27 protein-coding genes are annotated in these 26,489 nt (G+C 35.0%); 16 read left to right on the forward strand and 11 right to left on the reverse strand.

Annotated elements, in window-relative coordinates:
• Positions 1–46: 46 nt before the first annotated feature.
• Positions 47–268, reverse strand: coding sequence for a hypothetical protein (locus tag WBG07_RS16745; protein WP_340202912.1), 222 nt, complete (start codon positions 266–268; stop codon positions 47–49).
• A 23-nt stretch (positions 269–291) separates the two neighbouring features.
• Entirely contained in the window at positions 292–729 is a 438-nt protein-coding gene (locus tag WBG07_RS16750; protein ID WP_340202914.1) for a hypothetical protein, read from the reverse strand.
• 670 nt (positions 730–1,399) lie between these two features.
• Between WBG07_RS16750 and WBG07_RS16755 the strand changes: the two genes are divergently transcribed.
• The 12 genes from WBG07_RS16755 (at position 1,400) to WBG07_RS16810 (ending at position 13,929) form a co-directional block, all read left to right on the forward strand.
• Positions 1,400–2,677: a J domain-containing protein gene (locus tag WBG07_RS16755; protein ID WP_340202915.1), complete on the forward strand. Its 1,278-nt coding sequence runs from the start codon at positions 1,400–1,402 to the stop codon at positions 2,675–2,677.
• A 53-nt stretch (positions 2,678–2,730) separates the two neighbouring features.
• The gene (locus tag WBG07_RS16760; protein ID WP_340202916.1) at positions 2,731–3,129 is read left to right on the forward strand and encodes an ACT domain-containing protein; all 399 of its coding nucleotides are present in this window, start codon (positions 2,731–2,733) and stop codon (positions 3,127–3,129) included.
• 119 nt (positions 3,130–3,248) lie between these two features.
• A complete protein-coding gene (locus WBG07_RS16765; protein ID WP_340202917.1) occupies positions 3,249–3,884 on the forward strand; it encodes a hypothetical protein in 636 nt (211 codons plus the stop codon).
• Positions 3,885–4,476: 592 nt separating this feature from the next.
• Positions 4,477–5,484, forward strand: coding sequence for a hypothetical protein (locus tag WBG07_RS16770; RefSeq protein WP_340202919.1), 1,008 nt, complete (start codon positions 4,477–4,479; stop codon positions 5,482–5,484).
• Between the two features lie 323 nt (positions 5,485–5,807).
• Positions 5,808–6,356: a carboxymuconolactone decarboxylase family protein gene (locus WBG07_RS16775; protein WP_340202921.1), complete on the forward strand. Its 549-nt coding sequence runs from the start codon at positions 5,808–5,810 to the stop codon at positions 6,354–6,356.
• Positions 6,357–6,379: 23 nt separating this feature from the next.
• Positions 6,380–6,742 (forward strand): cupredoxin domain-containing protein, encoded by a 363-nt coding sequence (locus tag WBG07_RS16780; RefSeq protein WP_340202923.1) that lies wholly within the window; start codon positions 6,380–6,382, stop codon positions 6,740–6,742.
• Positions 6,743–7,066: 324 nt separating this feature from the next.
• Positions 7,067–8,275: a phosphatidylserine decarboxylase gene (locus WBG07_RS16785; RefSeq protein WP_340202925.1), complete on the forward strand. Its 1,209-nt coding sequence runs from the start codon at positions 7,067–7,069 to the stop codon at positions 8,273–8,275.
• Positions 8,276–8,532: 257 nt separating this feature from the next.
• The gene (locus tag WBG07_RS16790; protein ID WP_340202927.1) at positions 8,533–10,026 is read left to right on the forward strand and encodes a beta-1,3-glucanase family protein; all 1,494 of its coding nucleotides are present in this window, start codon (positions 8,533–8,535) and stop codon (positions 10,024–10,026) included.
• A 41-nt stretch (positions 10,027–10,067) separates the two neighbouring features.
• On the forward strand, positions 10,068–11,342 hold the full coding sequence (locus WBG07_RS16795) for a patatin-like phospholipase family protein (RefSeq protein ID WP_340202929.1): 1,275 nt from the start codon (positions 10,068–10,070) through the stop codon (positions 11,340–11,342).
• Between the two features lie 120 nt (positions 11,343–11,462).
• On the forward strand, positions 11,463–12,005 hold the full coding sequence (locus WBG07_RS16800; protein WP_340202931.1) for a DUF4287 domain-containing protein: 543 nt from the start codon (positions 11,463–11,465) through the stop codon (positions 12,003–12,005).
• Between the two features lie 105 nt (positions 12,006–12,110).
• Positions 12,111–12,866, forward strand: a complete 756-nt coding sequence (locus WBG07_RS16805) for an isocitrate lyase/PEP mutase family protein (RefSeq protein ID WP_340202933.1) — start codon at positions 12,111–12,113, stop codon at positions 12,864–12,866.
• A gap of 1 nt (position 12,867) precedes the next feature.
• Positions 12,868–13,929, forward strand: a complete 1,062-nt coding sequence (locus tag WBG07_RS16810; RefSeq protein WP_340202935.1) for a bifunctional transcriptional activator/DNA repair enzyme AdaA — start codon at positions 12,868–12,870, stop codon at positions 13,927–13,929.
• Between the two features lie 240 nt (positions 13,930–14,169).
• Here WBG07_RS16810 and WBG07_RS16815 read toward each other — a convergent pair whose 3' ends face one another.
• From WBG07_RS16815 to WBG07_RS16830, 4 genes are all read right to left on the reverse strand, one after another.
• Positions 14,170–14,970 carry a tetratricopeptide repeat protein gene (locus WBG07_RS16815; RefSeq protein WP_340202936.1) on the reverse strand — a complete coding sequence of 267 codons (801 nt, stop codon included), beginning with the start codon at positions 14,968–14,970 and terminating at the stop codon, positions 14,170–14,172.
• 5 nt (positions 14,971–14,975) lie between these two features.
• Positions 14,976–15,473, reverse strand: a complete 498-nt coding sequence (locus WBG07_RS16820; RefSeq protein WP_340202937.1) for a hypothetical protein — start codon at positions 15,471–15,473, stop codon at positions 14,976–14,978.
• A gap of 124 nt (positions 15,474–15,597) precedes the next feature.
• Positions 15,598–17,289 (reverse strand): eCIS core domain-containing protein, encoded by a 1,692-nt coding sequence (locus WBG07_RS16825; protein ID WP_340202938.1) that lies wholly within the window; start codon positions 17,287–17,289, stop codon positions 15,598–15,600.
• Between the two features lie 166 nt (positions 17,290–17,455).
• Positions 17,456–18,007, reverse strand: a complete 552-nt coding sequence (locus tag WBG07_RS16830) for a ClpP family protease (protein WP_340202940.1) — start codon at positions 18,005–18,007, stop codon at positions 17,456–17,458.
• Positions 18,008–18,169: 162 nt separating this feature from the next.
• Between WBG07_RS16830 and WBG07_RS16835 the strand changes: the two genes are divergently transcribed.
• Positions 18,170–18,829 (forward strand): hypothetical protein, encoded by a 660-nt coding sequence (locus tag WBG07_RS16835; protein ID WP_340202942.1) that lies wholly within the window; start codon positions 18,170–18,172, stop codon positions 18,827–18,829.
• An 11-nt stretch (positions 18,830–18,840) separates the two neighbouring features.
• Here WBG07_RS16835 and WBG07_RS16840 read toward each other — a convergent pair whose 3' ends face one another.
• Entirely contained in the window at positions 18,841–20,013 is a 1,173-nt protein-coding gene (locus WBG07_RS16840) for an MFS transporter (RefSeq protein ID WP_340202944.1), read from the reverse strand.
• 313 nt (positions 20,014–20,326) lie between these two features.
• Here WBG07_RS16840 and WBG07_RS16845 point away from each other — a divergent pair, with 313 nt between their 5' ends.
• Both WBG07_RS16845 and WBG07_RS16850 read left to right on the forward strand, forming a co-directional pair.
• Positions 20,327–21,190 (forward strand): helix-turn-helix domain-containing protein, encoded by an 864-nt coding sequence (locus WBG07_RS16845; protein ID WP_340202946.1) that lies wholly within the window; start codon positions 20,327–20,329, stop codon positions 21,188–21,190.
• 83 nt (positions 21,191–21,273) lie between these two features.
• Positions 21,274–21,987, forward strand: coding sequence for a pirin family protein (locus tag WBG07_RS16850; protein WP_340202948.1), 714 nt, complete (start codon positions 21,274–21,276; stop codon positions 21,985–21,987).
• Between the two features lie 62 nt (positions 21,988–22,049).
• Here the strand turns inward: WBG07_RS16850 and kynU are convergent, their stop codons facing one another.
• Positions 22,050–23,312, reverse strand: coding sequence for a kynureninase (gene kynU / locus WBG07_RS16855; protein WP_340202950.1), 1,263 nt, complete (start codon positions 23,310–23,312; stop codon positions 22,050–22,052).
• A 63-nt stretch (positions 23,313–23,375) separates the two neighbouring features.
• Here kynU and WBG07_RS16860 point away from each other — a divergent pair, with 63 nt between their 5' ends.
• Positions 23,376–24,017 (forward strand): O-methyltransferase, encoded by a 642-nt coding sequence (locus WBG07_RS16860; RefSeq protein ID WP_340203037.1) that lies wholly within the window; start codon positions 23,376–23,378, stop codon positions 24,015–24,017.
• Positions 24,018–24,082: 65 nt separating this feature from the next.
• Here the strand turns inward: WBG07_RS16860 and WBG07_RS16865 are convergent, their stop codons facing one another.
• The 3 genes from WBG07_RS16865 to WBG07_RS16875 are packed head-to-tail and all read right to left on the reverse strand — an operon-like array spanning position 24,083 to position 26,455.
• On the reverse strand, positions 24,083–25,585 hold the full coding sequence (locus WBG07_RS16865; protein ID WP_340202952.1) for a S8 family peptidase: 1,503 nt from the start codon (positions 25,583–25,585) through the stop codon (positions 24,083–24,085).
• Positions 25,586–25,634: 49 nt separating this feature from the next.
• Entirely contained in the window at positions 25,635–26,183 is a 549-nt protein-coding gene (locus tag WBG07_RS16870; RefSeq protein WP_340202954.1) for a phosphatase PAP2 family protein, read from the reverse strand.
• Positions 26,183–26,455, reverse strand: coding sequence for a Sec-independent protein translocase subunit TatA/TatB (locus WBG07_RS16875; RefSeq protein ID WP_340202956.1), 273 nt, complete (start codon positions 26,453–26,455; stop codon positions 26,183–26,185). The genes WBG07_RS16870 and WBG07_RS16875 overlap by 1 nt, the downstream gene beginning before the upstream one ends.
• Between the last annotated feature and the right edge of the window lie 34 nt (positions 26,456–26,489).

The raw sequence follows: 26,489 nt of genomic DNA on the forward strand, positions 1-26,489 counted from the left end.
AAGCTTTGTGGATTCAACTAGATTAATCACTTCTCAAGAAAATATTCTATTCAAAGTCTTTACGGGTATATGATCTATATTTTCCGGCATTTATAGGCCTTTCTAACTCTAGAAATAGTAATTCTTCTTTAGCAATACTTAGCTTACAGAAGCTTTTTGCTATTGTTTTAAACATTCGCTTTTCAGGAGGCAAAGGCACATTTAATTCACTCATACACCAGGTATAAAAGTCTATTAGTTTGGCTCTTTGTAAATCTGGCGTAGGCATATAGGCATTTGCAAAGTTGTACTCTAATTTATTTGCTTGTCTTCAACAAACATTTGGAAGACTACACTTTTTCCTGAAAAAAGATTAAAAGACAAATAGTAATCCCATTTCCCCCAAATACCGAGTATGGGTAATGTTAAAAATAATAGCAGCACCAAACGTTTTACAGTATTTGCATTACTGTTCCAAAGATACCTTAATGATAATTTAGTATCTGATTTAAAGAAACAGCTATACAAAAATATGATTAACGCAAGATTCCAAGGAATAATTATAGAATTAAAATCACCTCCTAACGGACTTAAATACAATATAATGAGTGAGTGCATTAAGAATCCTATGATTACTGCACTCTTTTGTGTTTTTTGAAATAATAGACCAAAGGCAATAAAAATTTCTGTAATAGGAACAATGTATCCTATTTCCTTAAAGCTAGTTAACTGCCAGTTTGTAAGGTTCAAAACAAAATGTGGAAAAACCTGATCTATAAAGTAAAAATTAAATTTATTGAGTCCGCCCCAAAAATAAATCCCAACAAGTATCCACTGAAAATAGGCGATACTAGTTTCTCTACTTTTAAAACAAAAAGTAGTGATAAGACCATGGTTGCCAACGCGTTTGATCTTGAATGGCTAATAAAATTAAAAGACCAAATAATAAGATCACTAAAACCTGGCGGTATAAAAAAAGGTTTATAACTAACAAGGATAGTGTGATTCCAATAATAAGATACCCCATTGTAGAAGATAATTCTGGCAAATCAAAAAGAGGTAATAAAGGAAAATTACGATTGTTAATCCATAATTTAAAAAGATATTAGAATTCCAATAATAAGAAATGCATTAGTTATCCTAAAAATTATTTTATGCTTTGCAGTCATTTGTATGCTGGTACAGAAGCGTTAGAGATTGCTAAAGAAACCAACTAATAACATCTTAGTACCATTGATGTCTTATGCAAGATGTTTTCTTTTTATTTAGCAACCAATTTACTAAAAATTTAAATGCCTACTGTTTTCAGGATGGTAATCTGGTTTTAAAGGCAACTATTTTTTTCAAAGAATGTGTAACTTCTCTACTTTGTTTGTGAATATCAATTGCTATAACTAGCTTTGGTAGGTATTGCTTATTTATGACAAATCATTACGACATTCTTGAAATTGAATCCTCCGCTACGGAAGCTGAAATCAAAAAGGCATTTAGAAGTTTAGCTGTTAAATACCACCCTGACAAACATATGGGGGATAATTTCTTTGTTCAAAAATTCATTGAAGTAAAAGAAGCCTATGATGTACTTATAGACGCTGATTCCCGAAAAAGCTACGATTTTAACTTAAAGCAGTATCAATATAGAAAAGTACAGGAAAAACAAAATCCACAAAAAACTCAGGCGCAAGATGCTCCAGATGAGAGTTCGTACTATGAACCCTATAGACCATTTTATTCATCTAAAGACAGGGAACAACAAGAAACACCAAAAACGTATCCTAAGTATGATCTTTGGGGCGAAGCTTTAAGCGGAGGGTGGGAATTCTTTAGGTTTCCAGAGAATATAGGCAAAATAATTGGCGCCTATTCAGATTTAAAAGAAGGGGAACAACCAATTACTTTTATGCAAAGAGCCTTTTATGTTTTAAAAAGACTGGGGATTGGTTTTCTTATCGGGTTGCTTATACTGTTCATTGCAAATCCAAGTTGGGTATTGGCAATACTAGGTTTTGCTGTTCCATTGGCTATAGCTATTATATCTATGAAGCCTATTAAAAGATTTGAGCACGCCAACTATTTTGTAGCAGTAAATGGTTTTGCAGAATATAAATGTAAAGGTCAAAGATCTCAAATCACTGCATATAAAGAAGTTAATTTTAACGAAATTACAGATGTCTACCTATATCAGGTAGAAATGATGTTAAACTCAAAATATCAATACACAGAATATTTCTATTTTTTCTTTCATAATGAAAGTGGGCAGCACATTTATGTGAAGAAGGGGCGTTTCAATAAAAAGAAACCTAAAAAAATCCCTTTAGATTTTCAATTTTGCCAGAAAGCAGAACATTACTGGACGGTGTATCTACTTGACAATCTTGAGAAAAAACTAGAAGAAGATGGGCATTTATTATTCAATTTATACGATCTGGAGAAAAAAACAATTACGCCCTATATTCAATTAAGCTTAGGGCAAATTACATTTCTTAGAAATGGAATTCCTGTATTTACGTATCAATTTGATGAAATAAAAAGAATTTATGCAAAGGGTAATGATTTATTTATAGAACATACTAATTTTCATAAAACCATGTTTTTCTTTAAATCTGGAAATGCAGATAAAATTCCCGTTCTCAACTTATGTAATCGGCCTTTCTTCTATAATGCGATGGAGTTATTGCTAGGGTATAGTTTGTATTAGCCAGTATCTCTTTAATGGTATGTTGCAAGTTTAATATTAGATAGTCTAAAAAAATGTCTGGAGAAAAAGATCTTGATGAATTAATAAAAAACATAAATCCTAAGCTAAACCATGGTGAATATGTATTTTGCACGGTATCCGATCTTACTATGGTTGACCGAAAAGCAACGCTCTGCGAATTCAAAGAAAAAGAAGGAATCACTATTGTTTTAGAGAAGAAAAAGGCAGATCAATTAAATTTAGACTATACCTATATTGCCTCTTGGATTACACTACAGATTCATTCATCTTTAGAAGCGGTAGGTTTAACCGCCGTATTTTCACATGAATTGGCCAAAAATAATATTAGTTGTAATGTGATTGCCGGATATTACCATGACCATATCTTTGTAGATCAAAAAGATGCACAAAAGGCTATTCAAGTGTTGAACAAACTCTCCATAAAAAGATGACTCATAACAATCAGAAATTCTATATTTACCATACACTTCAAAAACGATCGTATATTTTTTAAATCACCACTTATTACAAAGTTTTGTAGCCCATTATTTTTTTTTCATAACTTGCGTTTATGATGCGAAACATAAGATTGCCGGAAGAATTAACTACGGTTTTAAGCGGAGAAACTCGGGACTTCACAGTAAAAGCAGGTAGGGAAAAACCCCTTGCAAAATCATTTTCATTAATTGTGTTTGGAGTTATCTGGACAGCTTTTACAAGTGTTTTTGTATTTGCATTCTTAGGACCTCTTTTCTTTGGAAATGAAGTTCATTTTTCAACTAACGGAAAGCCTACTGTTGCGAGTCCGGATAATTTGGAACCTATCATTTTTCCTGCTGTCTTTATTGGTGTTTTTGTATTAATTGGTATCGCTATACTCTCCTCAGGTATTTACTCTATGTTTAAAAAAGGAGGATATTTTGTAGGTACTCCCACTAGATTAGTGAACTACCGTAAAGGTAAAATAAGATCTATTGATTGGGAACAATTTTCTGGTGATATTCGGGTTAGTGGTAATGATCAAAAAGGGAATATTACTCTTGGAATGAGGACTGGTAAAATGGTAAGCCGAAAAAACCGTTCCAGTCAATACGTCCCAGACATGATTTATATTTCTGAGGTGAGAAATGTATTCAATATTGAGAAACTATGCAGACAAAGAATTAAAGAGAATGATCCTACCCCTGCTGTCACCTCAAGTAACTAGAATAGGTTTTAGAAGGGCATTTACTTTTATCAAACAAAACATTGCCTTAATAGTTTCAAAATTTTGTACCCATTCTTGATATTATAATACATTCCATATTTAAATATTCTTATTGAACCTCAGCTATTCTTAACATTTATAAAGACACCAAAAAAACCTTTAAAAAAAGGAGGCTATTTTGTTAACACTCCAAATAGACTTATAAATTTTCGTAACGGAAAGATAAATTCCATAGCCTAAAAAAATCGTCTCATCCAATTTTCCACCGACATGATTTATATTTCTAATTTAAGGAAGGTTTTACTATTGAAAAAATCTTAAAAAAAACACTTCCTTTTAATCCTAGAACTCCAGTTATTCTTTAGAGAAACAAATTTATATCATTTAAACTTCGTAAAAAAAACACCTGTTTTTTCTATGGTAAAACCGTAAGTTAAAATTTATATTATTTAGTAATTTGTAAGTATTTACGTTCTTTAGAGTATCCTTCTTATTTAATGCTTTTATATATAATTCAAATAGTATTAAAAGTATTATTTAGGCTCTTTATAGTACCTAGAATACTTAATGAACTTTAATTAAAACTAAGATTATGAAATTAAAAATTGGAGTTTACAATGTAGAATGGATGAGAGCTTTGTTTAACAAAGATGGCTCCCCCATAATTTCTGGTGAAAAATTTGAGAGAAGTCAAAAGCTTGCTTCCATACTAAAAAAAATGAACCTTGATTTCTTAGGCATCGTGGAAGGTCCAGACACTTTAGCAGATGGTTCAAAGACAGCAGCTATACAACTTGAAAATTGGGTAGAAGAATTTGGATTGAACCTTAATTATAAAGGTGTGAATGGTACTCATTCTCGTGGTCAACAAGAACTATGTGCCCTTTATGATTCAAGCAAAATAAGTGTTGATTTTACGCCAACTTTAAGTTCTAAAAATCAATTTGATCAGCCATTTCTGGTAGACACTACAAATAAATTAATAAAAGAACAGTATAAACATTTTAGACCTCCCCTAGAATTAAGCATCAAAAGCAATACTTCTAACCTTGAATTCGCTAAAGTTATCATTGCTCACACAAAGTCAAAAGGAATATTCTCAGCCGTTGACTATGCTAAATTTGAACAAATATCGGCTAGAGATAGAATGAGGCTCTATGCAGAATGCATGTCAATAAGGCTTAAATGTGACGAGTATATAGAAAATGGTTCTGAAGTAATTGTCATGGGAGATATTAATGACGGTATTGGAATGGATTTCTACGAAAATAAATTCAGTAAAAGTGCGGTAGAAATTTTACTAGGTGATGTATGGGAAACCGATAAAATTTTAAAATCTGTAATCGTAAAACCTAAATGGACAAGTTATGGCTGGAAACCATCCTCAAGTCGGTTTACAGATAGAATAACTGAAGATAAAGTAAATGTATTAATTGACCATATCATGGTAAGCAAAGGAATTTCTTTTGAAAATGGAAAAGTTTGGAATCCCTATGAGCTAAAAAACGATCTAGAAGTGCAAGAGTTAAAAACCGACTTGAAAAAAGCATCAGATCATTTTCCAATCTCAGTAGCTGTAGAAAATAGCAAAATAAATTAGCGCCTCTAAAATTTCTAATGTTCGCGCTACCCTATAACATTCCTTTCAATAGATAGAGGCCCCCGCAACAGTGGAGTCTAGTTTCAACTAGCGCTCGTAATGTCTATTATCTAAACCCTATTCTACAGACTAAAAAGAATACCTTCCATCATTCTTAAAATGAATCTTTTTTCAAAAACAGGTGAAAAAGGAAAAATTGACATCTTAGCGGGAAAAACACGCCTGTTTCTGCCCTCTTATGTGCCGCATCTTTGTACTATGAATTTGAAACCACAAGAAATTCAAATTATAAAACAAAGTATAATCGTATAAAAATTAAAATTATGAACACCTTTAATGTACCTAACAGAACAGAAGTGAACGAAACGAATCAGGCTATCTTTGATCAGCTGGAAAAAGGAATTGGATTTGTACCCAACCTTTACGCTACCTATGCACATTCTGAAACTGCTTTAAAAACCTATTTAGCTCTTTCTGGAGCCAAAACTTCTTTAAGCGCTAAAGAAAAAGAAATAGTCAATCTTGCCGTTAGTGAGGTAAATGAATGTATTTATTGTTTATCTGCACACACTGCTATTGGTAAAATGAATGGTTTTACTGAAGAACAAATACTTGAATTAAGAGCTGGGTATGCTTCCTTTAATGAGAAATACAATGCTTTGGCTGCATTGGCAAAAAATTTAACTAAAAACAGAGGTAGCGCAAACGCTGAAATTTTAGAAAACTTTTTTAACGCGGGCTATACTAAAGGAAGCTTGGTAGATGTAATTGTATTAGTGGGCGATAAAACTATTAGTAATTACCTACACAAAGCTACACAGGTTCCTGTAGATTTTCCAGTAGCCCAACCTTTAGAATCCATAAACGCTTAAACTAATCCACAGAAGAAAATATTATGAAAAATCTTTTAATTGTATTTACACTAACACTGGTCTTCTTTACGAATAGTGTTGCACAAGAAGTACAAACCGTTCAATTAGAACAAACTAAAGGGCAATTTACGCAACAAGAAGTTACCCTAAAAGCTGGCACTTATATTTTTGAAATAAGTAATCACAACGTAGATCATAAAGTGGGGTTTGTTTTGGCTCCTAAGGGAAAAACAAGCCAGAAAGATCATATCAAAGAAGCGTATGTTACTAAAACCATAGACATCGGAGAAAAATCAAGCTCTCAAGAAGTTACCTTAGAAAAAGGTGAATATGTTTACTTCTGCCCTCTTAACCCTACCCCCCAGTATAGATTAAGAGTTGAATAATTTAAATAATGAGTGTGAATTTCAAGGCTTCCTTTTTCAGGAAGTCTTTTTTATGATTAAAAAAGTTACTTATAAAGTTAGCACTCATAAACAGGTATAAATACCTGTAAATATTTCAGTGATTATGCATACCTTTAAAGTATTCTTTACAATTTACGACCTTATAATAGGATATTCTTTGTTCTCATTAAGCGCTCAGAATATTTATTTATAGCACACACTTCCCCCCTTAGTGTATTGCACGATTATTCTCTAAGGAAGACCTTTATTTTTTTATAAAACTGCCTTTACCAAAAAAATGATAAACACCTAAACCCACAAATTATGGAAGTACTTGAATTTAAAACATCTCAAGATGTTATTGACTACCTTTCTAAAGAAGCACATAACGAAAGTTTCATAGCTCTTTTAAAAGAGTCTTTAAAAACTGCCAAAGCCACAGCTCAAAAAAATCTAGACAAAGCACTTTTTAATGCGTTAGACTGGCCGCTAGATTTGACAAGCTATATAGAATTTCTAGTAGAATTTTCTATGTGGACACCACAACAAAGTGATCTGCCTGCATGGAAAAAACCGGGAACTGGAAACAGCCAAGAGGTATATGACCGTTTATGTCATTTCTATTTTTTAATAGATCAAAAAGTAGGATCCAATAAAACTACGATTGTACAAGATATTCCCTGGTTTAGCCAGTTCTTAGTAGATTATGCAAAACTTTGGGGTAGTTTTCTTAATACTACTGCTTCTTTTAATGAAAAAATATTACAATCATTTATTAAAAATTCACCCCAGTATCGCATACAGGATTCAATGATAAACGGGAAGCCAAACAACCCTAGCGGATGGCTTACGTTTAATCAATTTTTTGCAAGAGAACTCAATCCGGGCTTAAGACCTATTGCACATCCTATGAATAATAAGGTAGTGACCTCTCCTGCTGATTGTACTTTTAGAAAAAAGTATCAAATTGATTCGGATTCAAACATTCCTGAAATTGTTATTAAGCAAACTCATACAGTAGCAAACATTGCTGAATTACTCAAAGGAAGTAAATATGCTAATGACTTTGCAGACGGTCTTTTTGTACACTATTTTCTAGGCCCGTACTCCTACCATAGGTTTCATACGCCTGTATCAGGTACTATCAAGGAATGCTATCCTGTAAAAGGTTTGGTTTCATTAGATGTAAATCTTGATACTATGCAATTTGATGCGCCCGATAATTCAGAAGATGGTTATGAATTTATTCAGGCAAGAGGTATTATTACTATTGACACTACCAATTCACCCTACGGAAATATGGGTATTGTAGCCGTTATTCCTATAGGAATGTGTCAGGTTTCCTCTGTAAACATGATTGCACAAGCAGGAAGCAAAACCTTAAAAGGAGATGAATTTGGTTATTTCCTCTTTGGAGGGTCAGACATCATTCTGTTATTCCAGAAAGATCATATTCCCATAATTGATGAATGTAGTAATTACAGGCATTACGGCACTTCTATTAGTCAGTGTCCGCCTAAAGTAAATCACTAACCACATTGAAAAGCGCAGGAGACTAGTCGAGTTTTTTTACTTACTAAGACTTCAACGCTTACCATATTATTTGACTATACTATATTACAGATATATATTTTCAGTATAGAAAAAGTAGCCATAAAACTAGTACACATTTGGAGATTTGGGTTCTATAGACATTTTTTTGTTTGTAGAACTCTAAAAATCACGTATAAATACGCATAGTTAAGAGGCTATTTCTACATATTTTTAGATCAACCAAAAACTTATTAAATATGCAAGCCTCAGTAAGCTTAAAAATTCACAATACTTCAGGTATGAATCTTGTTATTGCTTTTTTACAAGGAAGCACTTCTACCCAATCTGCAGATCAACTCGCCTGGTTAAAATTTGGAAAAACACCTACATGGGACATTCCTAACAAACCAAAAACCAATGCTGATCTTGCACCTTACATAATGGATATTGCAGACCAATCTATCGCTACCGTTGTAATTCCTGCCTATATTGCCAAAGTAGGTTTTAGATGTTTGGTGGCTGATACGAATTACAAAACCAATGCATTACAAAAATTAGGATCTGTAAATTACATGGCGTTTCCTGATTTGATGACAGCCGATTACTATTTTGATAAATTTGAGGCCGGACTTACTATAGGAGTTCCTGGAATCTGGAATATTACCTCTGTAGACTTTGTGGGTATTCCTATGCAATTAACAAAAGGGTCTGAAGTAGTAGGCTATAAAAATGGGGTTACTGCAGAAGGTTTACATCAACTACTCAATAAATTATCCAAACCTTATAATGAAGGTGGCACAATAGCTCCTAATAAAACGAATACTATTTATCGCTTTTTTGCACCTTCTCATATAGATAGTTCTATTGATTATTTAGATCAGCAAATTAAAGACGGTCTCACCAATCTACAAACCAATACGACCACCGTAAATTACGGCCAAGATGTGTTTTCCAATTTTACCACTTCTAGTAAAAAGGTAACCAATGCAAATGGAGTTTCTCATAGAGTGGGCACTGTTACCTGTAATTCCAAAGCAAATGGTGCTATTACCATAGCGGATGTGACAACCGTAAAAGCTGTAGCAGGCACTATCGCTATTAATGGAAATAGTTCTCAGGTATTGTTGGGTGCCTTACTAGCTTCCGCTATTTGCCGAGGTGTTTTAGGCAATCCAAAGCATTGGGGAGATATTGTCTATACAAATACCCAATGCGCTACCCCATGGAATTATTATCCGTCTAACGTAGAGTATGATGAATATTCAAAACTCATTCATGAATATTCAATTAACGGGAAAAACTATGGTTTTTCTTATGATGATTATTTTGGTGATGAGGCAGGCTTCAATGTAGTACCGGGCGAACAAGTCACCTTAGATATCCTTCCAATTAGTGGTAATATGACTGCCACTCCAAACCCAAAACCACAAATAAAAAAAGGATGCCTCGCCATTACTATTCCGCAGGGTACCACCGCAAATTTAGGTGAAATGTATTGCGACAATCATCTATTAGATGCTATTACCAATAAGCTTTGCTTTGTTGATGACACCGTAGTAGTTACTTTTCACAACTATCCTTCCCATCTTAAAAACCCGGAAATACATATAGATTTAACCCAGAAAACAGCAAGTGCAGCCATTTCATATTACAATAATGGCACTAAAAGCACTACTTTATCTGTTACCGGACTTTATTACAGTCCGGATGACCGTCAACTTTCTTTTGGATTAACTTCTAAATGGACATGATTATAAAATGATCTCTAAAAATCAATTTAAAACAAAGTAAGATGAAAATATACTCCTATTATATGATATTTCTATTCTTGGCTTTACTGGTAATTTCCTGTGATCCAAAATTAGAACCCGTTATACAAAAACCTGCAATAGAAACAACAACTCCTAAAACCATTGTTTTAGCCATTGATGGTGGAGGTATTAAAGGTATTATTCCTGCTATTTTTGTAAAAGCTATTGAAGACAGTCTTAATAATACACAGAGTTATAAACTATATGACCTTATTGGTGGTACTTCCACCGGAGGTATTATCTCTGTAGCACTCACTTCGCCTAATATGGTGGTACAAAATGGTAAATATCCTTTTACAGGGAGTGCCGTGGTAGATATTTATAAAAAGAACGGAAAAAAGATTTTTGTAGCACAATGCAGCCCGTTTAATCCTGTATGCAGAAGTGAGTATGCAGCGTATGTAGCGCATGGTACCGGAAGCCATTCTCATGATGGTATTGAGCCCTATATGCAATCACTTCTGGGTGCGACTACCAAACTTTCAGATACTAAAAAATTTATTGCTGGTCTTAACGGACGCGTAAAACAGATGTTCACCACCTCTTATACCGTAAATAGCACAGGTTCTGTTGTGAAAAATCCGCAACTTGGAACGGATTATGGCCCGTATCTTTTTAATTGGTATGATGCAGAAAAGGCAACAAAAGACAACTATTATGTATGGGAAGCGGGTAGAGGGACCAGTGCTGCACCCACCTATTTCCCTATTGCCAGAGCAGGTGGTAATGCTAACGGACACTCACCAGCAGCAGAACGTTGGGTAGTAGATGGCGGTATGATGTCTAATGACCCTTCCTTATGGGGAGTTACAGAAGCGCTTAGAACCGGTCTCGCTAAAAAGCTTGAAGACATTGTAGTGATCTCATTAGGTACAGGACTCTATCCTGGTGGTGCTGGTATTGGCGTGAATAATAATACCGGTTTTGGAGCACCCGCTTTTGGGAATTGGGGTACGGCTCCATGGCTAGGAGAACGCCTCTATAATCTGGAAGGCAAAAAGAATGACAGAGGTACCATGGTAGAAATTATTCTAGACGCTGTACAATTGGTGACCGATAAACAGATGAATATGCTAAGAGCGGGTGGTTTAACTTATCACCATTTGGAGCCTACCCTTACTGCCGGACAGTCTCAAATGGATAATATTGACCCCGCTAATATTACTTCTCTTGAAAATACAGCTAACGCCTATATAAAATCTGGAGAAGGTAAAAAAATAATGAATGAGATAGTGACGCTTTTAAGAAATAACTAAACAAAAGTGGTTAAGTAAAAAATCCTTCCTTGTATTTTATATTAGGAGGGATTTTTTTATGTTTTAGATTCTTAAAAAAATAATATCTTTATAGAACAACCAACCAATACACTTTTTAGAATGGAATCCGCACTGCAAACCATGATTAACAATATGCCGGAAAAAACCGGAAAATCTTTAGACGAATGGAAAAAAATTCTCAAAACCAAATCCTTTACTAAACATTCAGAAGCTGTTAAATTTCTTAAAGAAACGCATCAAGTAACCCATGGCTTTGCCAATACTATTGTCACACTTTCAAAAGAAGAAACGGCTGCACCAGCAGATTTAGTCACAGAACAGTACAAAGGCAAAGAAATGCTGTTTCCGGTTTATGAAAAGTTACTCCAAGTGATACAAAGCTTTGGAAGCGATGTAGTGATTACTCCAAAGAAAACCTCCGTAAGCATCATACGCAAAAGGCAGTTTGCTCTTATTAAACCTGCCACTAAAACTCGCATAGACTTAGGGCTTAAACTCCCGGGGAAAGAACTAACTGGAAGACTTGAGAACTCGGGTCCCTTTGGAACCATGTGCACACACCGTGTAAAACTCACCTCTGTTGAAGAAGTAGATGATGAACTGACAAGCTGGTTACGGGAAGCGTATGAGCTAGCCTCTTAGCTCTTTTCAACATATTGATGCCTTGCTCTATTTAAAAAAATACACGTCCATTTATCGGTTGCTGATGTTTTAAGAAGTCACGTGCTTTGTATAAAGACGTAAAACATGCAATTCAAAGAATTACATCTACAATCCACCCCCTTACTGCTTGCCAATGTATGGGATGTGCCTAGTGCTCAGGCAGCAAAAAAACTAAACTACGGTGCTATTGGCACTTCCAGTGCTGCTATTGCAGCGCTATTAGGCTATAAAGATGGAGAGGAAATACCCTTTTCTGAATTGGCATTTATGGTAAAACGTATTGCTGCCAACACCAAACTTCCCTTAAGTGTAGATATAGAAGCCGGCTACAGTAGTGAACCACACCAAATAGTTAATCATATTAAAGAGCTGGTTGATCTGGGGGTACAAGGGATTAATATAGAAGATAGTTTAGTTGGCAAAGAACGTTCTTTGCAAAATGCAAGTGCTTTTTCAAAAACTCTTGAGACCATTGCTAATGAATTACAAAAAGACAACACAGAAGTTTTTCTAAATGTAAGAACCGATACTTTTCTGTTGGAATTAGAAAACGCCCTATCTGAAACTCTTAGAAGAAGTAAATTATATGCAAATGCTGGAGCATCCGGTATTTTCGTGCCTTGTATTACAAGAGAGAATGATATTAGTGCCGTGGTAAAAAACACTGCTTTACCTGTAAATGTGATGTGTATGCCCGTACTCCCCCATTTTGATACACTTACCCAATTAGGTGTTAAAAGAATAAGTATGGGTAACTTTGTTTTTAGTGAACTTTACATCCATTTTGAAAATGTAATGCAATCTATTCGTCATCAAAATTCATTCAAATCATTGTTTTAATATGATCATTACCGATAAGAAAACCATCGCCACTTATTACAATGCATTGCTCCATAGGCAAGAGGACTTTATTGGAATTTTCTTTGTAGGTGTTAAAACTACCTCTGTATTCTGTATTGCTACTTGCCGTGCCCGAAAACCTAAATTAAAGAATGTAATATTCTACACTACTTTTAAGGAAGCATTAGACAATGGCTATAGACCCTGTAAGATTTGTAAGCCCACCGAAAATGCCAACAAGGCGCCTCGGCCTGTAGCTCAGGCAATAGAATTATTTAAACAAAACCCCAAAGAAAAACTTACAGATGCGATGCTTAGGGAAGTATCTATAAGCCCCGAAATGGTGCGCAGATGGTTTAAAAAACATTATGGGATCACATTTCAGGCTTTTCAACGAATGTATCGGATCAATGAAGCTTTTCAGGAATTAAAACACGGAAAGAAAACGACGGCAACGGCATTTGATAGTGGTTATGAATCCCTCAGCGGATTTGGATATACCTTTAAAAAAGTAATTGGAAAATCACCTCAGCAGAGTAAAGAAAAAAATGTTTTATTGCTCCATCGCTTTACTACAACCTTAGGGCCTATGTTTGCTTGTGCTTCTGAGAAAGGTATTTGTCTTTTAGAATTTGTAGACCGAAAAATGTTGGAAACGGAATTTAGAGACCTACAAAGACTACACAAAGCAACTATTATTCCTGGGGAAAATGAGCATACCCAACAAGCTCAAAAAGAACTCACTGCCTATTTTGAAGGTAAGAGAAAAGTCTTTAATGTGGCGTTGGATATGGAAGGAACTTTATTTCAAAAAGCAGCTTGGGAAGCATTACAGCAAATTCCGTATGGCAAAACCATTTCTTATCAAGAGCAAGCCCAGAAAATAAAGCAACCTACAGCTATAAGAGCTGTAGCTTCCGCCAATGGTTCCAATAGAATTGCCATTATAGTACCTTGCCACAGGGTGATTGGTAAAAACGGAAAACTAACAGGCTATGGCGGTGGTATTGAACGAAAACGCTGGTTGATTGCTCATGAAGTAGCACATACTGAGCTTATTTAACGTGAGTACGATCTAATTTCAGTTTTATATTTTAATCTTAAATAGAGTATTTGAATTATTAAAAATAGTGTATATAAGTTACTTACGTTCATTTTCTTTGCTTCTTCACCCATCTACTCCGCTAGGGTTCAGATAACGAAACAAAAGAAAAGACAATTTCGAACTCGATTTTTAATTCTTAATTACGTCGAACTGACGTCATAAGGCTGCTACAACCATTCAAACCTATTTTAAACAAAATTAAAGCACGAGCCTATTGCGCAGTGCTTCAATATCTGTTTTATAGACTTCATTTAAATACTCTTTGTAATAATCGTCTCTTTTGTAAGGCAATGTTTTGGTGGCTTGTTCCAGATGAAACCTTGCCTTTTCCAAATTTCCTTCCCTTACGTAGATCCGTCCCAATGCAACGTGTGCTTCGCAGGTGGTTTGCGCATACTTAAGGGCTGTTTCAAATGCGGTAACCGCCTCTGCTGTTTTATCTAGTTGGTCTTTACATAGGCCTATGAATACAAAGGTTTGTACGTCTGCCCAATCTTCTTTTTGATTTTGAAGACTTTGCTGAAAAGCAGTTATTGCAAGCTCGTATTGCTTTAGTCCGTAATAGCATTCTCCTCGTAAAAAATCAATATCCTCGCCCCAAGGTGCATCTACAAAATTAGGGGTAAGTGAGTCTAATTTTGAAAAGTCGGTTAAAGCTCCTTCATAATCTCTTAAAAACCGAAGCTTCATATAACCTCTATATCCATGATGTGCTTTAGGGTTTAGAGCAACCGCCTTATTTAACAATGAAAAACCCGTAGTAAAATCGCCTCTTTTGTTATGAGGTACAGACATCTCAAAGTAATTGCGAGCGTCTTCCGGATACTCTTTTATGAGTATTTGAAAAACCGCTTGGGAGAGTCCGTTGCCTTGCATATGTGCTGCAAAATTATAGCGTTCTTCCTTGGGTGCCATAAAAAGAAAATATACAATATATCCTGTATAGGCGAGTAACAGCACACTAAAAATAATCTTGCTAAGGTTTATGATTCGTTTCATGGTATCTAAAATATATCTGTAATTATACCCTCTTCAACTTTTACGGTGAGTTGGCAATAACTATCATAAGCCACTTGATTACGCATACCGGGCTCCCAATTTTTCAGTTTTCTTAGGTGTTGCAAGATTTGCTGCACTTTTTCTTGATCAAAATCAGTAGGTTGTAGCTCTTTATTTGTCATTTTCACCTGAAAACGACCAGATTCTCCTTTGCAGTTCACTACAAATCTAAAAACCAGATAACCAGAATTTTCAAACCTAAGATCTTTTGGTAATTGATTCTCCAGAGCATGTTTGATGGCACGTTTTCCACCTTCATAAGTGGTTCCTATTCCATAGTATTGCAAAATTTTCTTCTCATTACAGATCTTAAAACTAGTATTGGTCTGTAATTCTTTAGGAATATCACCTACTCTGGTATTTAGTTTTAGGTACAACCAAGCGGTTAGGCTCGCAGCTATTAAAAAACATATCAGCAGAAGAATGGTTAAAAAGCGTCTCAAGAGCGGTATCCGGTTTAATTCTTATTTAATTATCAATATAAAATAAAGATCGTATTAAAACCTAAATTTAGAAAATGGTAAGCACCACATTTTAGGATATTGTTTATAAAAACTTGCAATAGGTTTAAGCTTTTGAAGTTGTCTTAGCTACAAAATCATTGTAATCATCATAATATTTATCTTGAGGTATGGGTTTTGTCTTTTTGAGATTGTCGCGGTGTGCATGTCCCATAACGGCAATAGAGGGTGCTCCCATGGCACGTAGCCTTAATGTCATAAAATGTTCACGCAGCGGTGAAGCACTATCCAGTACATCATGGTCTGAGGTATTAGCACCAATAGCACCAATTCTTTTCCGCTGCTCTGTTAGCGCTAGGTTCATTCCATACGCATCGCCAGGTTTTGTTTCTTCTTCAATGAGTGCATGCAACAATTCAATAACCATTTCTATGTTTTTAGTTAGTGTAGCCGCGTAATTGATCCAAGTTTCTAACTCATTAATTTTAGTGGGTGTTTTAAAAGTGAAAAGACCTATTGGATTTGCCTTTAATTTCTTAAGGTCTTTAGTAATAGCTGCGCCTTTATCACTCATTAGATGAACGAGTATTTTTTCTGCATGAGTTCTGGTGTCTTCTGCTTTTTGGCTGGCAGTTTTACCTGCTTTTACATAATCCATATTCCAATAAAAATCAAAATCGGATAATTGACTGCTTACCGTTTTTCTTGTCTGCTCTCCCATAGCTTTCATCTTGGTAGCTTCCACATCATTGTCTGATTCCAGATATAGTTTCATGTTGCTATAGATACTTTTTAAACGCTTAGACCCATACAATGCCACTACTAAGTCCGTAATATTTTTAGCATGCAAATTTTCTAAAATATTTTCCCGCTTAACATCAGCATCGGTTGCTAAATGGTGGGCTGTCTCCGAGCTTTTTACAGTAGCACTGTCACTAAGTTCCTCATAGGTGATTTTCCCTGTATACCCCCACTTCTTTTTAATAAGTGCCCATTTAGAGGCACTGTGATTCTCTCCTATTATATGCACATAAGGACCTACTAATTGAGCTCCTTTTGAAGAGCCTATCGCTTGAATATCCTTATTATTTTCAACAAAATAGGTTTGTTGATTGTTGCTAGCTGCTGTTAATGCCAAATTTACACTTTGGGTTGGAGGCAAACTATGGGTATGATCATACATGCCATCTTTAGTTAAAATTTTAGCTTGAACCACCAAAGAAGTAGGTTTTACCAAAACCTTAGAAGGGACAAAGGAGTTTAATGATTTCATTTGCAACGCCTTGGCTCCCATAATATCGGCTTCTTTTTCCAAACCCATATCATCATTAATAGCCACTTTCGCTTGTAATTGTCTGGTGGGTTTTACTCTGCCCTGCTTTTGTTGTACTACATGCCAGGCTTCGTGCGGCAGGTGTTTTTCCTGACCAGATGCCAGATGGATCTGATTTCCTTGTGCATAGGCATGCGCTTGTAATTGGGCAGGTTTTGGAGAGTTGTAATGTACCTTTACATCATCCATAGAATGACCTGATAAATTTTCTATACCAGATTTCAAGGTATCAGGTAAGCCTGTAGAATTTGCTTTGGCTTGTATTGGGTTTGAAGTTGTGGCGGTATAGACATTTGCCTTTTGTTGCATTATAGCAACCCCATTATTGACCGTACTTTGGTTTGCCATATGCTGTAACTTAAGCTGTTTTACTTGAGCAGGACGTTGATTTTTAAATGATTGCGTCCCTAACTTACCAGAAGTATTGTTTACAGTTTTTGGGGCTTGCTTAACATGTTGGCGCATAAAAGAAGAAATAGGTTATGTACTACTTTTCTCAAATATATGCATTTTAAAGACTTTATTTATAGGTACTAATACGGCTTTTTCCAAATAACGGCTTTTAAAAAATATTAAAACAAAAAAAAGCTTCTCTTTTTAGAGAAGCTTTAAGACGTTATTTTACTAATACTTATTCGCCAATAATACCATCTACAATACCATATTCAACAGATTCTTTAGCATCCATCCAATAATCTCTATCAAAATCTTTCATCACCTTATCAAAAGGCTGTCCACAATTCTCTGCAAGAATTTTTGCTCCAATTTCTCTAGTTTTAATGATTTCTCTTGCCTGAATTTCTATATTGGAAGCTTGTCCGCTTGCACCTCCACTCGGCTGGTGTATCATTACTCGTGCATGTGGATAAATAAAACGTTTTCCTTTTTCCCCTACAGATAGAAGAATAGACCCCATAGAAGCTGCCAAACCAGAACAAACTGTTGAAACAGGACTTTTTATGGCTTTAATCGTATCATAAATAGCAAATCCAGAAGTTACATAACCTCCAGGACTATTTATAATGAGTTGAATCTCTTTAGTTTCTAAAGAATCCAGATAAAGCAAACGATCTATTACATGTTTGGCAGAATCATCATCTACCTGCCCCCACATAAAGACTTTTCGCTGTTCCAGAATATTTGCATCAATCGTATCTTGTATCTTGCTTTTGTCAGATTTCATGTTCAATTTAATTTCGGACTAAAATATGAAAATTAATCCTTTTACCATATCAAATAAAAACCAAAATAAGAACAACTGTTAATTTTCATTCTAAAGAGATCAACAAAGAAACAAGTGTAAGACCGTTGGTATATTTTTGTATTTTTGTAAAAATTACTACTTATGAGAATTTTTGTGTACTGCGCCCTAATAGTTATGTTGTTTTCATGTAAAAATAACAAAAGTGATTTTGAAAATCTCCCTGTTTCAGAAAGGATAGCTAAAGCACATGGGTTTGACTCTTGGGAGGACATCGCTCAAATAGATTTCACCTTTAATGTAGATAAAGATGATTCTCATTTTGAAAGGAGTTGGTCATGGCAACCAGATTCCAGAAAAGTAGTACTAACAGTTGGTGAAAATAAAATTTCATACAATAGAAGTAAGATTGATAGCGTCATGGTAAACGCTGATAAAAGTTTTGTTAATGATAAATATTGGTTACTTGCTCCCTTTAATTTGATTTGGGATAAAGAAATTAAACAAACGTATACCGAAGAAACAAAGGCGCCTATTAGTAAAGTCACCATGCAAAAGCTTACTATTGTTTATGAAGGTGATGGAGGTTATACCCCTGGAGATGCGTATGATTTTTATTTTGGTGAAGATTATTTGATTAAGGAATGGGCGTTTAGAAAAGAAAATTCAGCTGGCCCTGGATTAATCACCACTTGGGAAGATTATGAAGAATTTGATGGCTTACAAATAGCCACTACTCATAATAAAAAAGAAGGAAATTGGAAACTCTATTTTACCGATATTGAAACAATCACCAAGGATTAACTTGAAATTTTTTATCTGCTTTTAGTAGTAACTTTAAGCGATGAAGCCAATGCAATTATAGTAAAACAAAGTAATGCTATAAAACTAAGTTTCAAACTACTTAAGTCTGCTAGTAAACCTAGAAAAACAGGACCCAGTAAAAATCCTGCAAAACCAGAGCCTGCTATAAACGATACCCCTTGGGCACTATCTACACCCTTAGTTTTACCTCCCAGACGAAAAAGTTCAGGTACAATGGTAGAAAAACCTAGACCTACAAGACCAAATCCAAGAATAGCTAGCATGGTTGACTCCATCAAAATAAAAACAAAACCTACTACACCAAGCATATTACCTACTATCATTATTGACCTAGCACCAAAACGTGAACTTATACCATCGCCTGCAAATCTTCCCAAGGCCATTGTTAAGGAAAATGCTGTTAGACCAAGACCTATATAAACCTCCGGAGCATTAGACACATTCTCCAAATACAATGCGCTCCAGTCTACAATAGCACCCTCACTTGCCATCACAAAAAAACCAATAATACCTAACCATATTAAAGGCCTGAATTGTTTAAAACTAAATTGCATTTTCTCTATTGCATCAGCAACTACACTCCAATAGTTATGCATTAGAAAAAGATGTACTATTAAACATAGTCCTACCACCACCAGCGCGTGATATATAGGTATTTCCACATAAGGTAAAAACAATGTACCCACACCAGCTCCTATCATCCCGCCTAAACTAAAAAAACCATGTTTAGCAGACATCACATGAACGTCATCTCTTTTTTCTAGTTCTGTTACCAATGTATTCATGGCAATATCAGTGAAGCCCAAAGCGGTCCCTACAAAAAGTAAACCTAAACATAAAATAAAATAATTGGGGGCTAAAAATGGAATTAAGATCATAATAAACATGACAATTCCACCATACGCTGTAGCCTTGCCTACTCCCAATTTACTAATTAACAAAGGAGCTGTAAATAACATAATGAAGGTACCTAAAGCCATAAAAAAGATGGCGAAGCCTATTTCTCCTTCATTAATACTCAACTTTTCCTTGATAGTTGGAATGTAAATAGCCCAAGTACTAAATATTACATTCATAGAAAAAAACACCAAGGCAGTAGCCAAATATCTTTTATTTCTTAAAATCGTAACAAGAGCATTACTTGAGGTTATCCTTGATTCCACACTCTAAAATTTTTAAGATACGAAAATACTCATTTAATCAATCCTAGGGATCTTCTACTTTATTTATTCGCTATTTTTATAGATAAATAAATGATTCTCTTTATTGAAGATTCCAAAAAGGTATCTGGAAATGAGAAGTACAGTAAAATGGCATCGAAATAAAACCAACGTATTAAAAATTCCTCAGGAAATTTATCTATTAAAAACGAGTATCGTTTGTATTTTGGCTTAAGAGATATGAAAAGTGGTATTATGAATAGCGCATTGAATGGCTTTAAATTTTGTAAATAAGTATGAGGCAGACCATTAAAGTATGAAGCATTTTCAGTTTAAAGAAACCTATTCAAAAGATGCCTTTTTTAATATAGAAGCCATCCAGCAAAAACCTGCTGAAGCATATCCAGTAAAACATGAAGCTCATGCCCATGATTATTATGTAATTGTTCTTACTACAAACGGCAAAGGCACTCATACTATTGATTATCATACATATGCTATTGAAGCTAATAGTGTATTCTTTATTAGCCCTCATCAAGTTCATAAGGTGGTTGAAACTATTCCTAATGAAGGATATGTAATTTCATTTAATGATGATTTTCTTGTTCGTGCCAATATAAGCAATCAGTTCTTTACCAATATAAATTTGTTTCAACCGCTAGGAGAAGCACCTCCTCTTATTCCAGAGAAAGAAACTTTTTTAAAACTACTCGCTTATTGCAAAGAATTACATGAATGTTTCCAAACCGTTTCTGATTTTAGGTATGAAGCATTGGGGGCTATATTGAGGCTCTTTTTTATTCAAAGCAATGCCGTATGCGATTTATTTAAGAAACCCATACTGCAAATGGACAACGCATTGATAACACTGCGAAAGTTTATAAATTTGGTAGAAACTCATTACAAACTGGAACATAAAACTTCTTTTTATGCAGAAAAACTCTTTATTTCTGCCAACTACCTTAACAAGCTTACTACCACTTACCTTCACACAAGTGCGAAAGAGTATATTATGAATAGAGTTATACTGGAAACCAAAAGAATGCTGGGTCATACTTCAAAAACAGTAAAGGAAATTACTTTTGAACTGGGTTTTCAGGAGTCTTCGCATCTCAGTCATGCTTTTAAAAACTATACGGGTGAAAGTATTAGTACCTTTAAAACCAGTATTGAGAACTGATTTTTACATCGCTATTCCCGTTTTTCGTATCGTTTTTTCTATTGATTTTCTGGAACTTTGTACTAACAAAAAAGGATATAATCATGAAAACAGTAATTCATAAAGCTAGTACAAGAGGTCATGCAAATCATGGCTGGTTAAATAGTTATCACACTTTTAGTTTCGCCAATTATCACAATACGGAGCGAATGAACTTTGGTGCGCTTCGCGTTTTAAATGATGATACCGTAGCGGCAGGAATGGGGTTTGGAAAACATGCACATGATAATATGGAAATTATCTCTATTCCATTAAAAGGAGATCTAGAGCATGAAGATAGTATGGGTAACAAAGAAATAATCAAAGAAGGAGATATTCAATCTATGACTGCTGGTACCGGAATATTTCACAGTGAATACAATAAGAACAAAGACAGAGAAGTGAAGTTTTTACAAATTTGGGTGATTCCACAGGAACGAAATGTCACTCCTTCTTATAGTCAGATTACACTAGAGCCTGAGAATATTCATAATAATTTATATCAAATTGTATCTCCTAATGCCAATGATGATGGGGTACAGATTAATCAGCAAGCTTGGTTTCACCTTGGTGATCTGGAAGAAGGCACTAAAATTGAACATGCTTTAAAAGCCAAAAATACGGGTGTTTATGCTTTTGTTATTGAAGGTTCCGTGAATATTAATGGGAAATTATTAAACCAACGGGACGGTTTGGGCGTTACCGAAACAGATTTACTTCAGATTCAAGCACTAACAACAGCCAAACTGCTTTTAATGGAAGTACCAATGCAGTTCTAAATTCACTAAGTTGAGAGCTATCTGCCCTGTGTTATTATAATGTACACAGGGTTTTTAATTTATTAGCTTAGACCTTCTTTTAAAATCTGTCCAAACTTATACATATCTTCAAAACTACAATAAAAAGGTGCTGGAGCCAACCTTATTACATTGGGTTCTCGCCAGTCTGTAATTACCCCTTGCTCCATTAAGTAATTAAAAATAGCCTTGCCTTCTCCATGTAAAAAAACTGAAAGTTGGCAACCTCTTTCTTCTGGTGTTATAATTTCAAAGGAAGCTTTTACCTCTTTGTCTACTTCATGGAGTATAAACTCTAAATAAGATGTGAGTAATTTACTTTTAGCAATGAGTGCTGGCATCCCTACTTCCTCAAATAATTCTAAAGATGCAAGATATGGTGCAGTTGCCAAAATAGGGGCATTGCTCAACTGCCAAGCTTCTGCTCCATCCATAGGATCAAATTCCGATTCCATTAAAAACCTTCTTTCCTTATTATGACCCCACCAACCTTCAAATCTGGGAATTTCTTTTTTATTGTGATAACGCTCATGTACATAAACACCAGAAGCATTACCAGGACCACTGTTCATATATTTATAACTACACCATGCTGCAAAATCTACATTCCAATCGTGCAGCTGCAATTCTACATTTCCAGCAGCATGTGCTAAGTCCCATCCTACCATAGCACCTGCCTGTTGCCCGGCCGCTGTAATGGTTTTCATATCAAATACTTGACCGTTATAATAGTTTAATCCCCCAATAAGAACCAAAGCAAGCTCATCTCCTACTTCATTTATTTTTGCAACTACATCTTCTGTTCGCCAAAAATGTTCACCTTCTCGTTTTTTAACCTCAACAATAGTTTCTTGAGGATTATATCCATGAAAACGCACCTGACTCGCTAACATATATTGATCTGACGGAAATGCTTTTTCTTCACATAAAATTTTAATACGTTTTCCTTGAGGCCGATAAAAAGAAACTAGTAATAAATGTAAATTTACCGTTAGAGTATTCATTACGGTTACCTCTTTAGGCTTAGCTCCTACTACCTTTGATAAAGGAGCAGCCAAACGTTCATGGTAATCCCACCAAGGTTTAGCAGCTTTAAAATGACCTTCTACTGCGAGTTCTGCCCAATCTGTCATGATTTCATTAACAAAAGCTGCACTTCTCTTGGGTTGAAGCCCCAATGAGTTTCCAGTAAAATAAATCACATTTTTAGTATTCACCTTAGGAAAAATAAAAGCATCCCGATAGGAATACAGTGCATCTTTCTTATCTAATACTCTGGCGAAATTTTGTGTATTCTGAAATTGCATTCTTTTTCAATTTTCCTCAAAAATAAGCATTCAATTTAAGTAATTTTGCAAAAAACATTAGCCATGCACTTTTTATCTGAAGATCTTGAAAATTATGTAGCAAAGCATTCACAAGATGAACCCGATTTATTGAAAGAACTAGAAAGAGAAACTTATAAAAAAATAATTCACCCTAGAATGCTGAGCGGTCACTTTCAAGGGCGAGTATTGAGTATGCTTTCCAAAATAATTTACCCTAAAACCATTCTGGAAATAGGCACTTATACTGGGTATTCTGCTATTTGTCTGGCAGAAGGGCTTCAAGCAGATGGCACTATTGATACTATAGATATCAACGAAGAATTGCAAGACCTACAACGTGATTTTTTTGATCGGAGTGGTCATGGAAACCAAATTAAGCAACATGTGGGTAATGCTTTGGAGGTAATACCAACCTTAGATAAGGTATTTGATCTTGTTTTTATTGATGCAGATAAGGATAATTACAGTGCTTATTTTGACTTGGTTATTGAAAAAATGCGTCCGGGTGGTATTATTTTATCTGATAATGTTTTATGGAGCGGGCAGGTTCTTGAACCTAAAAAATTTAATGATAAAAGTACCCATGCATTAGTAGCATACAATGCTAAGCTAAAAAATGATAACAGGATTGAGACTGTTTTGTTGCCTATAAGGGATGGTTTAACGGTTTCCCGTGTAAAGTAAAAGACCTACATCTTGACGAAGCAGGTCTTTATTGCATTGATTATGAACTTAAATCGATGACTAAATTATTGTACGGCGGCTTGAGCATTAATATTACCCCAACCATAACTTCCGCTTTTGTTTGGATACAGTTCTGCTGATTGTATAAGTTTATTAAGCACTTGTGTACGACTCCAGTTTGGATATCTTGCCCATACTAATGCTGCGATACCCGCTGTGGTTGCAGTTGCTACGGAAGAACCTCCTACATAATCTGATTGTCCATTATAATAACCTAAGATAGGTATGTGATTATTATTACTCCGTTCCATGGCTATGGTAAAATCTACTTTACTCCCTTTATGGCAAGTGTCACATTCTTTGTAACGCCCTTCTTCAACTCCTGTTACAGCTACAGTTTCACTCATTGAAGCAGGAAATATTACCCCTACAAAATTGGTAAATGAAGTAGATGTTCCCGCGGCACAAAAGATAAGTTTTCCTCTGTTATTTGCATAACGAATAGCGTCTTTGATACGACCTACAGAAAACACATGCCCCATAGACATAGAAATAATTTTTACATCACTTCTGTTTCCTAGTGCTGTAAATGCATTAGCAACTCCTTTTTGCTCATGGTATCCATCAAGCACCACATTTTTTGCAGCTCTATAGCTTATAAGGTTTGCATTATAAGCAACCCCTACTGGAAGTCCGTTATCATTTCTTGGTGCAGTAGCAACTGAGGTCATACTAGTACCATGACCACATTTATCATTAGGCCCATCCGTTTTACTACTCCATGGCCAGAAACTATCTACATAGGTGCCATATTTTTGAACGAATCTTCCGGAAGAATACCCATCATTAAAGCTCCCATTCATTAAAGACTGATTGGCAGACAAACCGGTATCTACAACTCCTATAGTAACTCCCCTACCTGTACTGTAAGACCATGCTTGTGGTATTTTATGAACATCAAAAGCCCATGGAACTTTTGCATTTGGTGTAATAGTTCTGTAATCTGAACTACTAAGGCTCTCTCCTCCTAAATCACATCCTGAACTTGATCCTTGTGCTTGTTCTACTTTCATGTACTCGTAGCCACCTGGCTCTAAATAACGTAAACCTTCGCTTTTTCTCAATTCTTTAATAGTTTCTATTTTTTCTACTCTAAGATCAAAAACAGTTAAAATTTCATCATCATAGATAAGCATCGTTTCATTTCTATTGGTAGATACATCTTCCAAATTTCTGGCTATATCCAGTAAATTATTTTTAATGTTTTCTTGACTTCCATCTAGATCTTTTTGAAATGCCTGATCTGAATTGCCATACCCAACGGTTAGAATATTGCTTCCCTGCAATACTGCACTCCATAGTAAATGGTCTGAAGCATCTTTCCATTCAAAAGATCCATTCAAACGAATTTCATTATTAATTACTTGATTAATCTGCTCAGGTGTTAGAGGGTCTTCTTGTAATTGTTCTTGACTAACTTCTTGATTAATAGCCTCTTTTTCTTCATTGCTACAAGATATTGTGAACAACATAGAGAGCAATGACATGCTAATAAATAGTTTTTTCATTTTGATATAAATTGGTTTATTTTAACTAAATGTAGTAAAAAACCTTCGACTACTTTAACGTATTAACCAAAAATCGATGAAATACAATTCCAATAAATATTCCTACAAAAGTGCCTGCTATAATATCGCTAGGATAATGAACGCCTACAAAGATTCTACTAAGACAAAACAGCACCGGCCAGATAAAAAGAAGTTTAATGTAGCGTACTTGCTTTCTAAGCACTAGAAATAAAATGGTAACTATCGCAAAAGAGTTGGAAGCATGGCCTGAGAAAAAACTAAAATCATGGGGAGATTGTAATACTTTGATTAAAGTACTAAGCGCAGTGTCATTATTAGGACGTAAACGCCCTATCCATTCTTTTACAAATTCTGTAAATAATAAGGTAAATAGCAACGTAATTAGAACAGTGATGGTAATAATAACCGCCTGTTTTTTATCATAGTGTTTAAAAACCAGTACAATCATGAAGATAAAAAGTGGAATCCAAGTGTAAATTTGGGTAACCACTATCCAAAAAGGATCAAGAAAATCACTACTCAACTGATTGAGAAATAAAAACAAAGACTTATCATATTGATGCAATTGCTCTAACATTAAAGTTTTCGTTTAATAGAGCCCGTAAAATCTTCTATATCGTCTTTGACTTTATTAATCTCTTCCTTGATATCTTTAGTGACGCTTGTATCAATTCCCTGTTTTTCTGCACTTTTTTGAATTTCATGTTTAATATCGTTGGTGGCATCTTTTAATTGCCGCATACCTTTGCCTAAACCACGCGCAATTTCTGGAAGCTTATCTGCCCCAAAGACCATGATTACTATAAATAGTATGAATATTATTTCTGTACCGCTTATGAATAAAAACATATAACAAGATAAAAGTGGTAATACAAATATAAGG

Source organism: Ascidiimonas meishanensis, assembly GCF_037782385.1.
Lineage (GTDB): Bacteria > Bacteroidota > Bacteroidia > Flavobacteriales > Flavobacteriaceae > Ascidiimonas > Ascidiimonas meishanensis.

What these genes read in the sequence shown, in the direction of transcription:
- WBG07_RS16745 (WP_340202912.1), bottom strand. Translation starts at nt 268, where the DNA reads ATGCCTACGCCAGATTTACAAAGAGCCAAACTAATAGACTTTTATACC.
- WBG07_RS16755 (WP_340202915.1), top strand. Translation starts at nt 1,400, where the DNA reads ATGACAAATCATTACGACATTCTTGAAATTGAATCCTCCGCTACGGAA.
- WBG07_RS16760 (WP_340202916.1), top strand. Translation starts at nt 2,731, where the DNA reads ATGTCTGGAGAAAAAGATCTTGATGAATTAATAAAAAACATAAATCCT.
- WBG07_RS16765 (WP_340202917.1), top strand. Translation starts at nt 3,249, where the DNA reads ATGATGCGAAACATAAGATTGCCGGAAGAATTAACTACGGTTTTAAGC.
- WBG07_RS16770 (WP_340202919.1), top strand. Translation starts at nt 4,477, where the DNA reads ATGAAATTAAAAATTGGAGTTTACAATGTAGAATGGATGAGAGCTTTG.
- WBG07_RS16775 (WP_340202921.1), top strand. Translation starts at nt 5,808, where the DNA reads ATGAACACCTTTAATGTACCTAACAGAACAGAAGTGAACGAAACGAAT.
- WBG07_RS16780 (WP_340202923.1), top strand. Translation starts at nt 6,380, where the DNA reads ATGAAAAATCTTTTAATTGTATTTACACTAACACTGGTCTTCTTTACG.
- WBG07_RS16785 (WP_340202925.1), top strand. Translation starts at nt 7,067, where the DNA reads ATGGAAGTACTTGAATTTAAAACATCTCAAGATGTTATTGACTACCTT.
- WBG07_RS16790 (WP_340202927.1), top strand. Translation starts at nt 8,533, where the DNA reads ATGCAAGCCTCAGTAAGCTTAAAAATTCACAATACTTCAGGTATGAAT.
- WBG07_RS16795 (WP_340202929.1), top strand. Translation starts at nt 10,068, where the DNA reads ATGAAAATATACTCCTATTATATGATATTTCTATTCTTGGCTTTACTG.
- WBG07_RS16800 (WP_340202931.1), top strand. Translation starts at nt 11,463, where the DNA reads ATGGAATCCGCACTGCAAACCATGATTAACAATATGCCGGAAAAAACC.
- WBG07_RS16805 (WP_340202933.1), top strand. Translation starts at nt 12,111, where the DNA reads ATGCAATTCAAAGAATTACATCTACAATCCACCCCCTTACTGCTTGCC.
- WBG07_RS16810 (WP_340202935.1), top strand. Translation starts at nt 12,868, where the DNA reads ATGATCATTACCGATAAGAAAACCATCGCCACTTATTACAATGCATTG.
- WBG07_RS16815 (WP_340202936.1), bottom strand. Translation starts at nt 14,970, where the DNA reads ATGAAACGAATCATAAACCTTAGCAAGATTATTTTTAGTGTGCTGTTA.
- WBG07_RS16825 (WP_340202938.1), bottom strand. Translation starts at nt 17,289, where the DNA reads ATGCGCCAACATGTTAAGCAAGCCCCAAAAACTGTAAACAATACTTCT.
- WBG07_RS16830 (WP_340202940.1), bottom strand. Translation starts at nt 18,007, where the DNA reads ATGAAATCTGACAAAAGCAAGATACAAGATACGATTGATGCAAATATT.
- WBG07_RS16835 (WP_340202942.1), top strand. Translation starts at nt 18,170, where the DNA reads ATGAGAATTTTTGTGTACTGCGCCCTAATAGTTATGTTGTTTTCATGT.
- WBG07_RS16845 (WP_340202946.1), top strand. Translation starts at nt 20,327, where the DNA reads ATGAAGCATTTTCAGTTTAAAGAAACCTATTCAAAAGATGCCTTTTTT.
- WBG07_RS16850 (WP_340202948.1), top strand. Translation starts at nt 21,274, where the DNA reads ATGAAAACAGTAATTCATAAAGCTAGTACAAGAGGTCATGCAAATCAT.
- kynU (WP_340202950.1), bottom strand. Translation starts at nt 23,312, where the DNA reads ATGCAATTTCAGAATACACAAAATTTCGCCAGAGTATTAGATAAGAAA.
- WBG07_RS16860 (WP_340203037.1), top strand. Translation starts at nt 23,376, where the DNA reads ATGCACTTTTTATCTGAAGATCTTGAAAATTATGTAGCAAAGCATTCA.
- WBG07_RS16865 (WP_340202952.1), bottom strand. Translation starts at nt 25,585, where the DNA reads ATGAAAAAACTATTTATTAGCATGTCATTGCTCTCTATGTTGTTCACA.
- WBG07_RS16870 (WP_340202954.1), bottom strand. Translation starts at nt 26,183, where the DNA reads ATGTTAGAGCAATTGCATCAATATGATAAGTCTTTGTTTTTATTTCTC.
- WBG07_RS16875 (WP_340202956.1), bottom strand. Translation starts at nt 26,455, where the DNA reads ATGTTTTTATTCATAAGCGGTACAGAAATAATATTCATACTATTTATA.